Raw genomic sequence first — 13,927 nt, 5'->3', positions numbered from 1 at the left:
TTGCCGCCCTGTGTAAATTAACACCCGGGAAGGTGTATTTCTGTACCGATGAAAAGGACAAGCTTCGCCCTCAAGTCATTGCTTCCAATCTGCAGACAGAAAGTTTTTCGGGCCCTCATCCGAGCGGTACTGTAGGCGTCCATATTCACGTTTTGGATCCTGTGGGTCTTCGTGTTCCGGGCCGCACACCCAGTACTCCCCCTGAAATGAATCGGCTCCATCCCTTGGACAATATTAAAACTGTATGGCATATTGGTCTTCAAGATCTATTGTCCTTGGGCGATCTTTTCTTGAGCGGCAAATTGGATGTGACCCGTGTGGTCAGTTTAGCGGGACCGGCTGTCAAGGATCCGCATCTTCTGCGCACGCGCATAGGCGCATGTCTTGACCAGCTTACTGCGAAAGAGCTGGAGCCGGGTGAAAACCGTATTTTATCGGGCAGTGTATTTTGTGGACGCGACGCCTCTCATGAAACGATCGCTTATCTGGATCGTTTTTCCAACCAAGTATGCGTGTTGCGCGAAGGCCGCGATCGTGAATTTCTTGGGTGGCTGGCTCCGGGCGCAAAAAAGTTTTCAGCGAGCCGCCTTTTTATGTCACGGCTTCTGCCCAAACGCTTGTTCAGTATGACTACAGACACGAACGGCAGTGTCCGTGCCATTGTGCCCATGGGTCTTTATGAAGCTGTGATGCCTATGGACATTCAGCCGACCTATCTGCTGCGTTCTCTTTGTGTGGATGATGTGGAACAGGCAGAGAAATTGGGCTGTTTGGAACTGGATGAAGAAGACCTTGCCCTATGCAGTTTTGTAGATCCGGGTAAAACAGATTTTGGTCTGTTGTTGCGTAGAAATCTTGAAATTATAGAGAAGGAAGGGTAAGACGGCCCATGAAATTCCTCCGAAAGTTAATGGATAAGCCGGCGCCTCTCTTTAAAGAGGGCGGCAAACTGTCATTCTTTTACCCCTTATATGAAGCTTTGGATACCTTCAGCTTCACACCGGGTGAGGTGACAAAATCCGCCCCCCATGTAAGAGATGCCATAGACTTAAAACGGCTCATGTTTACCGTGGTGATCGCCCTTGTACCCGCCATCTTTATGGGTATTTGGAATGTTGGCTACCAGATTAATGCAGCGCTGGCAGCAGGGGTGACCCCTGAGGGCTGGCGCGGCGCGTTGATCAGCGCCCTTGGCATCGGATTCGATGCGAATTCTTTCCTTGCCTGTTTTATACATGGCGCCTTATATTTTCTGCCCGTTCTGATTGTCGCCTTTACGGCGGGCGGCGGCATCGAAGTGTTCAGTGCCATGATACGCAAACATGAGGTCAACGAAGGCTTTTTTGTGACGGGCTTCTTGATCCCCTGTATTTTGCCGCCTACGATTCCGCTTTGGCAGGTCGCTTTGGCAACCGCTTTCGGCGTGGTGATCGGCAAGGAAATTTTCGGCGGTACGGGCATGAATATTTTCAACCCGGCGCTGGTAACGCGTGCCTTCTTATATTTTGCCTATCCCGCCCAAAACTCAGGCGACAAAGTCTGGGTCGCGGTAAACCAAAGTCAGGCATTCGACGGCTACAGCGGCGCCACTCTGCTGGCACGAGTTGCAGAAATTCCGCCGGACAGCGCGGGCAGGGCTTATGAAAGCGCCATCAGCGGCCTTGTCATCCAAGGCAAGAGTGTCAGCTGGATTGATGCTTTTCTGGGTTGGATCCCGGGCTCCATGGGAGAGACCTCTACCTTGGCTTGCCTACTAGGCGCTGTGTTGCTCATTATTACGGGCGTCGCTTCATGGCGCATTATGGTTTCCATGATCGCCGGCGGTTTTGCCATGACCTTCGCACTGAACTTGGTCCATTCGGAAACCAATGAAATGATGAACCTGCCTTTCCACTGGCACTTTGTTGTTGGCGCCTTTGCTTTTGGCATGGTCTTCATGGCGACCGAACCTGTCACTGCAACCTATACGCTCACAGGAAAATATATTTACGGTTTCGGTATTGGGGTCATGACGGCTCTGATACGTGTGGTGAATCCTGCTTACCCTGATGGCGTTATGCTTGCCATATTGTTTATGAATTTGCTGGCTCCGCTCATTGATTATGTGGTGGTCGCCAGAAACATCACGAGGAGGGTTGCTCGCAGTGCAGTATAGTATGAAATATATTTTCGGTTTTGCCGCTGTACTCTGCTTTATATGTTCGATCTTGATATCCTCCGCCAACGTGGGACTTCGCGAACGGCAAGAGATTAACAAGGTTCTCGACAAACAAAAAAGTGTGCTGCAGGCGGCGTGGCTGGTAGAGCCGGGCGAAAAGCTGGAACGTGCGCGGATCGAAGAATTATTTAAAAATATACGCGTTCGTATTCTCGATTTGAGCTCCGGCGAAATCTTGGATGATGTGGATGCAGAAAGCTTTGATGAAGCCAATGCGCCTAAGATTGCTGCCCCGGCCAATAACGCCGGATTAATTGAATTGAACGAACATATCAAGTTCTATGAAGTCATGGACGGCGATGAGGTGACCATGTTTGTCCTTCCTATTGTAGGGAAAGGACTGTTGTCTACTATGTATGGTTTCCTTGCCCTTGATGCCGATACACGGACCATACGCGGTCTGACCTACTATGACCAAGCCGAGACGCCCGGTCTGGGCGGTGAAGTCGTCAATCCGAAATGGAAAGCCCTATGGAAAGGGCGGCTCGCCTACGATGAAGACTGGAAGGTTAAGATTGAAGTGGTCAAAGGCGCTGCCGGTTCCGTGGAAGACAATCCTTATGGCGTTGATGGCTTGAGCGGCTCTTCATTGACCAGTCGCGGCGTCACCAATATGCTGCATTTCTGGCTGGGCGAACAGGGATATGCGCCATTCCTGAAAGCCTTTAGAGAAAGTGGAAAGGCCTAATTTATGAAATTCAATCAAAAGCAGCGCGAGGCATTGCTGGATCCTATTGTCAATAACAATCCCATCACGGTCCAGATATTGGGGGTCTGTTCCGCCTTGGCGGTGACTTCCAAATTGTCTACCGCCGTGGTCATGGGCATCGCCGTTATTTTTGTTACGGGCGGCAGTTCCGCTGCCGTCGCCGCCATACGCAACAGTATCCCATCCAGTATTCGGATCATTGTCCAATTGTCTATTATCGCTTCCTTTGTCATTCTTACCGACCAAATATTGAAAGCCTTTTTATACGATATTAGCAAACAGCTGTCCGTCTTTGTGGGCTTGATCATTACAAACTGCATTGTTATGGGCCGTGCAGAAGCCTATGCCATGCAAAACGGATCTTGGCTCAGTTTCTTAGATGGCGCCGGTAACGCGTTGGGCTACAGTATTATCCTTGTCATTGTGGGAGCCATTCGCGAACTCTTCGGTTCCGGTTCTCTCTTTGGATTTACGCTGCTTCAACGCACTGCAGACGGCGGCTGGTATGAGCCCAACGGCTTGATGCTGCTCGCGCCCAGCGCCTTCTTCCTGATTGGCGCCATTGTCTGGCTTGTTCGTTTGTGGAAACCCGAACAGGTGGAGGAGAATTAACATGGAGCATTATTTAAGTCTTTTCGCGAAAGCGGTCTTTATTGAAAATATGGCGCTTGCCTTTTTCCTTGGAATGTGCTCTTTTTTGGCGTGTTCAAAAAAAGTAAACAATGCCATGGGCTTGGGCATCGCTGTGGTGGTAGTGATGACCATCACAACACCGATCTGCAATCTGGTCTATCGCTGGTTGATGGCACCGGGTGCAATGGCATGGATCCATCCTTCCCTTGCAAAGGTAGATATTTCTTTTTTGTATTTCCTCAGCTTCATTGGTGTGATCGCTGCCATCGTCCAAATCCTTGAGATGACCCTAGACCGTTATGTGCCTTGGCTGTACGCGGCTTTGGGCATTTTCCTGCCCTTGATCGCGGTAAACTGCGCTATCTTGGGGGCGGCGCTGTTCATGGTGGAGCGCAGCTACAATTTCGGTGAGAGCGTCGTCTACGGCTTTGGTGCCGGCTTTGGCTGGGCACTGGCGATCACGTGTATAGCCAGCATTCGCGAACGCATGAAATACAGCAAAGTTCCCCCCGCATTGCGCGGGCTGGGCATTGCGTTCATGTTGACGGGATTGATGGCCCTTGGCTTCATGTCTTTTTCTGGCATCCAGTTATAACCAATAAAGGAGACTTCCTTCATGGGCGGTCTGGTTACTGTTGTAATGGGCGTGGTCATGTTCTGCGCCGTCGTATTGTCGCTGGTCGGTGTTTTATTGGTGGCAAAATGGAAATTAGTGCCATCGGGTGAAGTCAAAATTTTGATAAATGACGATGAAGCGAAAGCACTGATCACCCCGATGGGCAACACCTTGTTGAGCACCTTGGCCGCGAACAAAATCTTCGTGCCTTCTGCCTGCGGCGGCAAAGGTACGTGCGGCGTGTGTACCGTGAAAGTTTTTGAAGGGGGCGGCGCATTCCTTCCCACAGAAGAAGCGCATATCAATAAACGGGAAGCACGGGATCATGTGCGGCTCTCTTGTCAGATCAAAGTTAAAAATGATTTGAAGATTGAAATTCCGCCGGAAGTCTTTGATGTCCGCAAATGGCAATGCACCGTGCGTTCCAACCATAATGTGGCAACCTTCATCAAAGAACTTGTGCTGGAACTGCCCGAAGGAGAATCTGTACCCTTCCGCGCCGGCGGGTATATACAAATAGATTGTCCGCCCCATACCGTCAATTACCGTGATTTTATCATCGAAGACAAATACCGAGATGCGTGGGATCGTTTCGATCTCTGGCAATATAATTCTGTGGTAGATGAAGAAGTAACCCGTGCGTATTCCATGGCGAATTACCCTGAAGAAGAGGGCGTTATCTTGCTGAACGTGCGCATTACACCGCCGCCTCCAGGCACAAACGGCATCCCGCCGGGAATTATGTCTTCTTATATCTTCAATCTGAAGCCGGGCGACAAAGTGACCATATCGGGTCCCTACGGCGAATTCTTTGCCCAAGAAACGGAGCGTGAAATGTGCTTCATCGGCGGAGGCGCGGGTATGGCCCCCATGCGCTCCCATATCTTCGATCAATTCAAGCGGCTCAGAACCAACCGCAAAGTCACGTTCTGGTACGGCGCGCGCAGTCTCCGTGAAATGTTCTATACCGACGACTTCAACAGTATCAGCAGCGAATTTCCTAATTTCACGTGGTACACCGCCTTGTCTGAACCCCAAGCAGAAGATAATTGGTCGGGATTAACCGGCTTTATTCATCAAGTTCTTTATGATGAATATTTGAGCAAACACCCGGAACCGGAAGGGGTAGAATATTATCTGTGCGGACCGCCGATGATGCTTTCCGCCTGCAGACAGATGTTATCTGATCTGGGCGTCGAAGAAGATATGATTCGCTTTGACGACTTCGGATGATCCTACTCCAAGTTATCCAATGCTGACAGCCATCTGCCCGGTACTGTAGGTATCCCACAACCGATATAAGGGTGTTGTCTTTGAGTCTCTTGTCTTTTTTACACCGATACACGCGCGCGGTGCGCGTCGTGCCGCTATTCCTTATGGGCTTCAGTCTCTCCCTTTCTCAGGGATGTACACAGGGGTGTACTGCCCCTTCACGGGCGACGGTGCTCCATGGCAATGCCTTGGGTACCTTTTATACCGTTAACATCTCCCAATTGCCCGATGAGGTGACGAGCGAGGAGATCCAAGATGTCGTTGACAGTACTTTGGATCGGATCAACCGACTCATGTCCACCTATTTGGATGATTCCGAACTCAGCCGCTTTAACACACACGAATCCCATACCCCTTTTCAACTGAGCCCGGAGACTTACACCGTGTTTGAAATCGCGCAACGCGTTTCGGCACAAAGTGACGGCGCTTTTGATGTTACGGTCGGGCCTTTGGTGAATGTATGGGGTTTTGGGCCGGAGGCCTTTACCAAGGTTCCGGATGATGCTGCCATACAAAAACTTAAGGAAGCGGTTGGCTATGAGAAACTCAGCTTGCTCCCTGATCACAAGATTTCAAAATCACAAGCGACGCTTTATTGTGATTTATCGGGTATCGCGAAAGGCTACGCCGTGGACGCCATTGCAGAGGCGTTGACGGCCCTCGGGCTGAAACATTTTATGATTGAGGTGGGCGGGGAAATCCGGGTAAGCGGGGAAAATAGTCAAGGACAAGATTGGAATCTCGGTATTGAGACTCCTAATCCGGAAGGGCGAGAACTATTTATCGTGGTGCATCTGAGCGACGCATCCCTTGCCACTTCCGGCGATTACCGCAATATGTTCGAAGTTGAAGGTCAGCTTGTGAGCCATACCATTGACCCCCATACGGGTTACCCGGTTCAACATCCTGTGGCATCAGTATCTGTCATTCATCCGTCTTGCACTTGGGCGGATGCTTACGCAACGGCACTCATGGTCATGGGCGAAGAAAAAGCCCTCGCTTTTGCGAAGGAGCAGGGCCTTGCTGTTATGCTGATCATTCATGATGGGGAGCACAAGCAGTTTAAAGAGCGCAGTACGCCCCAATTTGACGCTTACCGCAGCAAATAAGGGATTAGTAGGGGTGGGTCAGCAATACTCTGCAGCCGCACGGAACAGGGGAAATAAGGAACAGCCGGCGATCCTTGCGGGACAGCCGGCTGCAGTAAAGACCAAGGCGTTGATTAGATATTCATCAATGACGCTCTTTTAAAGCTTTTTTTTGTTGCTCCCTGCGTTATTATTCGTCGGCCGAGGGCTCTTCGACTTCAGGAGCGGCTTCCGGTATTTCTTCTGATACAGCGTCCGGAACCGGCACCTCAGCGCTTAGGGCTGTACTTTCAGCTTCCTCAGCATCCGTTGCCGGCTGAAGCGCTTCTTGAGGCTGTTCCTGCGGCTCCGGGGAGGGATACGCGTCAAAGGAAGCGTTTACCCGTTGGATCATCTCCATCATTCCCGCATGAATCACAGGCCCCACATCAGAACCGCCGGAATTCTGTTCGCCGTACTGGCTCTTCTCGTAAACATAGGGCTTCTCTGTGTCCCACTGGGTTTTGGGAATGATATAGCCGATCTCATCATTGGCAAGCCCTAAGGTGAAGGCTTGTCGTGCAAATTTTAACTTTTCATTTTGCAGCGGCGGTACTTCGACAGGACTGATTTCGAAGTCTCTGCCCGGTTTCGCTTCGATGCCGCCCATGGCGATTTCAGGATAAAGCTCGCCGGGAACGGTGGTGACCATGACATTGCCCACGCGCAAGGCATTGACTTCCGTCTTGGAATATCCACCCCAATAATAGCCTTGGTGAATCAGTCCGAACATGATTCCCCATTTGAAGGCACCCTCCATAGGCGCGTAGATGGGCTTTGCTGTCACGGCAAGCACGGGATTTTCATTCAACCATGCGTCAGGGCCACGCAATGCATTCGCCGCTTCAATGGCGACGTTATAGCCTAGGTGTTCGGCCTTCTCGAAGCTGTTTTTATCGATTACGCCGGAACCGTCTCGTTTGGGTACATTCACATGCAGGGGATTGGCAAGTCCACCCAGTTTACCTTGGAAGAAAAGACACATACCGCCGAAGCCTTCAACGCCATTAGGTTCGGGCACACCTTCTTCCAGACCGAGGCGAAGCCAATGGGGGAAGTCAGAAGTGAGATAGCCATTGCTCCCGCCTAGAGCTTCGGGATGGTTGCCCCAGTTGACGAGGGTCGCAATGGTGGCGTCTGAACCGGGTCGCGTAAAACGCCACAGATAGAGGGAATCATCTAGTACTTGCGGTTTGCGTGAATCATGTACGAAATCTTCTCGGGGCAGCAAGGTCGTCGTGGCACAATACATATCTGCGGGCCGCAAGGCGGCGACGGCTTCGTCAATGGCTTCAATGGTCTTGCTTTGGATTGATTTCATGTAGGAATCGTCATAGTTCAGCACGGGAACAGGGCCGCTCCAAATGGCCATGGTATCCGGAACTTCATGGGAGTGGGTGGAAGAAAAGATGATGTGATCAATATTGAGCGCGGGATTGATCGCTTTGCGAATGGTTATAAAATCGTTGTGAAAGATCCCGATGGCATCAATGGTCACCATGACCACCGTAACACCGTTATTCCGTAATGCCATGGCACGCGTCCATTGGGGATCGTGTACACCTTTAGCAGGGCGGTTCACGTTGAAGCCTGCCAGCCATACTGGATCAAATCTGCCGTTTCCGTTTTTGTCCACATAGGAGTCGCCCGATTGCGCGGCTTTTTCTGCATCATAGAGTTTAAGCTTTTTGTTTAATGTGGCGAAAAGAACTTTTTGCCACGGTTTCAGTGCATCGGTCCAAATATCATATTCGCTGTTTTCGTTGCCGTCAATCCACGTATCGTGGGTGTCGAAGTCAATGGTAATCTCTCTCTTGGCAACACCAACTTCTATGGCTCCCGGTTCTTGTGTAGGTACACCGCCCACCGGAATCATGAAATCCAGTTCGTAGGAATGGTGGGGACTGCGCCGCAGACTAAAAACCCACAATGCCAGCAGAATAATCAAAATCAAGAAAGTCGTAAGAATCTTGTGGCGACGAAAAAAAGAGGCAATGGAACGCATAGGATCTCTCTCCGTGAGGGGTTGGGCGATAACGACACCGACGTATAGGCCAAGCACGCTATGTCAATTAACGCCATTAAACAAACATGGATTCAGGACATCCCTAAGGGATAATGAATACTATAAGACGCTGCACGAAGCCCTCTCCGTAGGGCAACTTCATGGGGAATGATATCATATTTTTATGGCGTCGTAACAAGAAGGGCGCGACTTTTTAGCAAGAGCACAGCTATCCCCTTATCCTGATAAAAGGGGCGTCCGTGCTGTATAGAAACGACCGGTACTTGTGCAGCCCGCCTTAGCGTCTGTTACAAGCCGGTCGTGAAAAGCACATTCATAGGCTCGGTTGCAGGCAAGCGATGCCAATCTCTTACTAGGTACCGTGTGAAAGCAGTGTGTCGTATCAGTTGATCGCAGCTGCGTCAGCTGCAGCTTTGTCGTCATCTGACACAGGAGCTTCAGGTACTTCTACGGCTTCGTCTTGAGATACTTCTTCTGCTTCTTCAGCGGCGGTTTCTGCTTCTTGCTCTGCGGGCAAAGGCTGCGCATCAATGAGCGGCTGTTCTTCCACTGTTTCCGTGGTTTCCGAAAGCTCCGCCTGCGTATCTTCCAATTCCTCATTGTCTACGCCTGAGGCGACCTGCGCTAAAATGCCTTCTAAGAGGAGTTGAGAGTAGCTTTGATCCGTCTGCTTTCTGTCATGCCAATTTGGATGGGTCAAGAGCGTAACGCCATAGACTTGGCGCACACTCTCAATGGACAAGGCCGTCTCAACAGCAGATTGCTGCGCCAATTCAATGGTCAGCTTAGTCCGTCGCGGCTGTGTCCATAAGATCCGTTTGAGAGGGGTATAGATGACAAAAACTCCGCGTTTATCTCGGGTATAGATATCATAGCCCTGTTCACGTGCAGCACGTTTTACTGCGTGCCAAACGTCATCAAAAGAGGAATTGATTACAGTTTCTTCACGCAACGCAAATCCTGAAGTGTCACGAGCAGCACGGGCGCATCCCAAAAAGCCTGCACTGACAGCGAGCACCATGCAGGTAAACATGGCAATTTGTCGGTTCATAATTTGGTCTCCCTTGAGTTTGGAGCATTGTACCCTTTTATACAATTCTCAATCAAAATCTTATGTGATATTTTATTCAGTGGTTAGGTTATATTTTTCTAATCGGTATCGGAGCGTTCTGGGTGTCAAGCCCAATCGCTGCGCCGTTTTAGAAAGTGAATAATGACATTGTTCCAATGCGTGTTGTATATATTCGCGCTCAAATTGCGCCACTTCTGATTCCAAATCTATATAGTCATCCAAGAGAATCGGTTTTTTGGGCGGATGGGAATCGGGAAGGTCGCGAATATGGGCGGGCAAATCTTCCAAACGGATATCATCATGATCACTCAATCCCAAAGCCCGTTCGAGAACATTACTCATTTCCCGGATGTTGCCGGGCCAGGCATAGCGGGTCAACGCGTCTAGCGCCTCAGGCGACAAGGATTTTTCCTTGCAGATCAGGTTCTTCGTATGACGCGCTATAAGATAACGGACGAGCAAAGGAATATCAGATATTCTTTCACGCAGGGGCGGTACAGTAATGGGAATAACATTCAGCCTGTAGTAGAGATCATTGCGGAAGGTACCTTGTTCAACCATTTCGGCAAGATTACGATTGGTAGCAGAAAGGACGCGCACATCTACCGCTTTCGACGACAAGCCTCCGACAGGCGTAACAGATCCGTCATCTAAGACACGCAGCAATTTCACTTGCAGTGCTATGGGCATTTCTCCGATTTCATCGAGGAAAAGGGTACCGCCGTCAGCAACGACAAAGAGACCTTCTTTGTCTTGCTGTGCGCCGGTAAAGGCACCTTTTTTGTAGCCGAAAAGCTCGCTCTCCAATAAGTTTTCAGGAATGCCGCCGCAGTTGATCGCCACAAAGGGTTTTTCTGCGCGGGGGCTCAAGGAATGGAGCGCTCTTGCGACCAACTCTTTTCCCACGCCGCTTTCCCCGTTAATGGCAACAGTGCTGGGCAGACCTGCAACGCGCCGCACCATGTCCAACATTTTTTTAAACTTCGGGCTGTCGCCTACAAGGGTGTTGACATGGGCTGTACGGGATTGATCAAGTCGGAACGCCCTATTTTCGCGCAATAGGATCCGTTTCTCTACGGCGCGTGCTACGCGCAGTAACACCTCTTCATTGCTCTTAAAAGGTTTCTGCAAATAGTCCAGTGCCCCTAAGCGCATGGCCTCAACGGCAGATTCGATGGTGCCGTGTCCTGTGATCATAAGCGCGGGCGTATCAGGTTGGTTCTCATTGAGATATTCGAGGAGTCGTAATCCTGCCTTGCGATCCCGGCCCATATACAAATCAGTGACTACGACATCAATAAGTTCGCGTTCGAGCGGGGATTGTGCCTCTTCGACAGAGGCCGCTGTAATGACATTATAGCCCGCATTAGAAAGAACGATATCCAGTACTTCACGGAGCCCTTCGTCATCATCAACAACCAGTATTTTAAATGCACGTTTAGACATTTTAATTCCAATAACATTGCTTTATGCGTCGGCGCGACAAGGCAGCCGTACAATAATAGACAATCCTCCGCCGGGCGCGGCAGCGGCGCGAATATCACCATTATAGGCGGTAACAATGCGCATGCACACCGCCAACCCCATTCCTAAGCCCTTTTCTTTTTCAGAGTAGAAGGGTTCGAAAATTTTCATAGCTTTGTCGGGCGCTATGCCGGATCCTGTGTCGTCAAAGCGAAGCACAACATGGTTAGCCAAGATTCGGGAGGTTACCGTGATGGTACCGTTTTCTTGGATACTTTCCACAGCGTTATGAAGAATATTATCACATAATTGTCTAAATTGTGTTTCATCACCAAGAACATGCGGATTTTTGGGGTCTAAATCCGTTGCAATTTCCAAATTCGAAAAGCGCTGCTTGAATGAAGTAATCGTTTTATCCAGTAATGCATTGATATCAACCTCCACTTGAGGCGTATCGGGAAGGCGGACAAATTCCAGGAAACGATTGACAATGTTACTCAGATGCTCGGATTCGCGCAGCGCTATGCTGCAAAGCCGTTGCGTCAAGGCAGGCGCGTCAAGACTACGCTGCATTTCATCGACGGCACTGCGCAAGGCTGCCAAGGGATTGCGGATTTCATGGGCGAATTCTGCGGCAGAAGCGCCTGCCGCTACCATACGGTCATGTTGTCTGACTGCTTCCCGCAATGCCACCGTTTCGGTGAGGTCTTGAAAGACAACGATCAACGATGTGAGCCGCCCTAGCCAATCATAGACGGGGTTGGTGGTTAAGCCTAACATCTTGGTGGAACCATCGGCAAGGCAGCATAGAAATTCATAGCCTATATAATTGTGTCCGCTATGCAGCGCTGTGACTACGGGGCATTCTGTTCCTAAATCACAAACCAATATATCCGCCACGGAACGGCCCAATACCTCCGTTTCTTTCAGCCCCAAAATGGCACATCCCGACTGATTGATGAGGACCACCTTTTCTTGCAGGTCACAAACGAAAAAACCGCTGAGCATATTGTCCAGTATCTCACGCTGAAACCGTTTCATGAGTCCGAGCCGCTGATTCCAGTAGCCGCTCAAGAAAGCGGCGCAAATCATGACAATCCATTGAATGAGCAGGTTGTACCAATACGGCACCCAACCGATGACTTCGTATTGTTGATGCAGCCCGGACAAAGACAGGAAGATTATGGAGACAACTGCGAAGGCGAAGGCATGAATCAGACCGAGCAAAATACCTGATTCCAGAATCACAATGACCAATAACAAGGTGTAGTAATCGGACTGGCCGCTCAATAGACTGATCGCAAAGCTAATGATGCAAAAGTCCAGAACTACCTGCGCCCAAGTCAACGTGCCATTGACGATCCGTTCTCTATAAAGTATGACCAAATGCCAAAGACTGCAGGCGAGGGCGGCACAAAAGACTAGGTAGAGCGCAATGAGCCCCGCTTCAAAAGTGCTGGCTTTGGCGGCTCCGGCGAGGACGACGAGCAGCACGGCGATCCGCCCCAAGCCAAAGAACCACAGCCATAGGGTAGGCCCGTCGTAAACGGGCTGCAAGGACATCAGGAGACGTCTGAACCAAAGGACAGGAAATGAATTGTCTTCAGGCAGGCTATGTGTCATTGAGGGATCGGAACGTCCGATTCCAATGTCTTCATCTTTGTCCATGATATTCTCACAGGGTGTACTTCAGATTTAATAGACCCGACCGACTTATTCCATGTTTGCTTTGTTGATCAAGCTCGGAAGTCCTTCCGGATTCATGCTGCGCTTAAAAGCCATATCTGTGCTGATCACACCGCGCCGCAACAAGCGGTACAGGGATTGGTTCATGGTCATCATCCCCTCGCCTTTCCCAATCTCGATCATACTCGGTATTTGCTCGAGTTTTTGTGTACGTATAAGCGAACGGATGGCAGGATTGGGAATCATGATTTCCATGGCGAGCACACGCCCTCTGCCGTCTATACGGGGGATGAGTTGCTGCACGGCAACTCCTTCCAAGACAAAGGATAGCTGCGTGCGTACTTGGTCTTGTTGCGCTGTTGGGAAGACGTCCACAATTCGGTTCACAGACTGCAGCGCATCATTGGTATGGAGCGTTGCAAAGGCAAGGTGTCCTGTTTCTGCGACGGTCAACGCTGCTTGGATGGTTTCCGTGTCGCGCATCTCCCCAATCAAAATGACGTCGGGATCCTGACGCAAGACGTATTTCAGAGCGTTGTTAAAGGAGTTTGTATCGGAATACACTTCGCGCTGGTTGATGATTGCCTGCCGGTGATGATGAAGATATTCGATAGGGTCTTCAATGGTGATAATATGACATTTTCGTTCATTATTTATCTTGTTAATAATGGTGGCGAGAGTGGTTGATTTACCACATCCCGTGGGTCCGCATATGAGCACCAATCCGGTGGGTCTGTTTGCAAATTCAGCAATTACACGGGGCAATCCCAACTCCTCAAATGACATGATACTCAACGGAATAGCACGGAAAGCGCCGACCACAGAGCCGCGATCACGGTATACATTCAATCGAAAACGGCTCAGCCCCTCAATTCCAAAAGACAAGTCACATTCTTTGTCCGTTTCAAAACTGGCGATCTGTTCCTCGTTCATGACACTGTATATCAATTCTTGGGTGTCTTCGCCGGTTAATCGCTTGTAGCCTGGAATGGGATCCACATTTCCATTCACGCGTATCATGGGCGGCACTCCTGCACAAATGTGCAAGTCACTGGCGCCTTCTTCAATCGCCTTTGACAACAGATCTTTAATATTGAGAATGTG

General features: G+C 50.1%; 12 protein-coding genes. 7 read left to right on the top strand and 5 right to left on the bottom strand.

The annotated features are described in order from the left end of the window. From GX117_01455 to GX117_01425, 7 genes are all read left to right on the top strand, one after another. Positions 1-881: NADH:ubiquinone reductase (Na(+)-transporting) subunit A (locus GX117_01455; protein NLO32011.1), on the top strand; the 881-nt coding region annotated here is incomplete at its 5' end. An 8-nt stretch (positions 882-889) separates the two neighbouring features. Continuing rightward, positions 890-2,155 (top strand): NADH:ubiquinone reductase (Na(+)-transporting) subunit B, encoded by a 1,266-nt coding sequence (locus GX117_01450; protein ID NLO32010.1) that lies wholly within the window; start codon positions 890-892, stop codon positions 2,153-2,155. Further along, positions 2,145-2,906 carry a Na(+)-translocating NADH-quinone reductase subunit C gene (locus tag GX117_01445; GenBank protein ID NLO32009.1) on the top strand — a complete coding sequence of 254 codons (762 nt, stop codon included), beginning with the start codon at positions 2,145-2,147 and terminating at the stop codon, positions 2,904-2,906. Before GX117_01450 ends, GX117_01445 begins: the two co-directional genes overlap by 11 nt. Positions 2,907-2,909: 3 nt before the next feature. Then, complete coding sequence (locus tag GX117_01440; GenBank protein NLO32008.1) at positions 2,910-3,539, top strand: NADH:ubiquinone reductase (Na(+)-transporting) subunit D; 630 nt, start codon at positions 2,910-2,912, stop codon at positions 3,537-3,539. Position 3,540: 1 nt separating this feature from the next. Then, complete coding sequence (gene nqrE, locus GX117_01435; protein NLO32007.1) at positions 3,541-4,155, top strand: NADH:ubiquinone reductase (Na(+)-transporting) subunit E; 615 nt, start codon at positions 3,541-3,543, stop codon at positions 4,153-4,155. 21 nt (positions 4,156-4,176) lie between these two features. Then, on the top strand, positions 4,177-5,409 hold the full coding sequence (locus GX117_01430; protein NLO32006.1) for an NADH:ubiquinone reductase (Na(+)-transporting) subunit F: 1,233 nt from the start codon (positions 4,177-4,179) through the stop codon (positions 5,407-5,409). A gap of 128 nt (positions 5,410-5,537) precedes the next feature. Continuing rightward, positions 5,538-6,557: an FAD:protein FMN transferase gene (locus GX117_01425; GenBank protein ID NLO32005.1), complete on the top strand. Its 1,020-nt coding sequence runs from the start codon at positions 5,538-5,540 to the stop codon at positions 6,555-6,557. 169 nt (positions 6,558-6,726) lie between these two features. Here the strand turns inward: GX117_01425 and GX117_01420 are convergent, their stop codons facing one another. From GX117_01420 to GX117_01400, 5 genes are all read right to left on the bottom strand, one after another. Continuing rightward, positions 6,727-8,580 (bottom strand): hypothetical protein, encoded by a 1,854-nt coding sequence (locus GX117_01420; protein ID NLO32004.1) that lies wholly within the window; start codon positions 8,578-8,580, stop codon positions 6,727-6,729. A gap of 403 nt (positions 8,581-8,983) precedes the next feature. Further along, entirely contained in the window at positions 8,984-9,652 is a 669-nt protein-coding gene (locus tag GX117_01415) for a hypothetical protein (protein NLO32003.1), read from the bottom strand. A 72-nt stretch (positions 9,653-9,724) separates the two neighbouring features. Then, positions 9,725-11,119, bottom strand: a complete 1,395-nt coding sequence (locus GX117_01410) for a sigma-54-dependent Fis family transcriptional regulator (GenBank protein NLO32002.1) — start codon at positions 11,117-11,119, stop codon at positions 9,725-9,727. A 21-nt stretch (positions 11,120-11,140) separates the two neighbouring features. After that, entirely contained in the window at positions 11,141-12,805 is a 1,665-nt protein-coding gene (locus GX117_01405; protein NLO32001.1) for a PAS domain-containing protein, read from the bottom strand. A 45-nt stretch (positions 12,806-12,850) separates the two neighbouring features. Further along, a complete protein-coding gene (locus GX117_01400) occupies positions 12,851-13,924 on the bottom strand; it encodes a type IV pilus twitching motility protein PilT (GenBank protein NLO32000.1) in 1,074 nt (357 codons plus the stop codon). Positions 13,925-13,927: the final 3 nt, after the last annotated feature.

Source organism: Candidatus Hydrogenedentota bacterium (assembly GCA_012523015.1).
Lineage (GTDB): Bacteria > Hydrogenedentota > Hydrogenedentia > Hydrogenedentales > CAITNO01 > JAAYBJ01.
The sequence above is the reverse complement of the archived record's forward strand: the minus strand, read 5'-3'. Positions and strand labels throughout refer to the sequence as shown.

Coding starts and splice junctions, on each gene's coding strand:
- GX117_01415 (NLO32003.1), bottom strand. CDS start 9,652: ATGAACCGACAAATTGCCATGTTTACCTGCATGGTGCTCGCTGTCAGT.
- GX117_01430 (NLO32006.1), top strand. CDS start 4,177: ATGGGCGGTCTGGTTACTGTTGTAATGGGCGTGGTCATGTTCTGCGCC.
- GX117_01450 (NLO32010.1), top strand. CDS start 890: ATGAAATTCCTCCGAAAGTTAATGGATAAGCCGGCGCCTCTCTTTAAA.
- GX117_01410 (NLO32002.1), bottom strand. CDS start 11,119: ATGTCTAAACGTGCATTTAAAATACTGGTTGTTGATGATGACGAAGGG.
- GX117_01440 (NLO32008.1), top strand. CDS start 2,910: ATGAAATTCAATCAAAAGCAGCGCGAGGCATTGCTGGATCCTATTGTC.
- GX117_01405 (NLO32001.1), bottom strand. CDS start 12,805: ATGGACAAAGATGAAGACATTGGAATCGGACGTTCCGATCCCTCAATG.
- GX117_01420 (NLO32004.1), bottom strand. CDS start 8,580: ATGCGTTCCATTGCCTCTTTTTTTCGTCGCCACAAGATTCTTACGACT.
- nqrE (NLO32007.1), top strand. CDS start 3,541: ATGGAGCATTATTTAAGTCTTTTCGCGAAAGCGGTCTTTATTGAAAAT.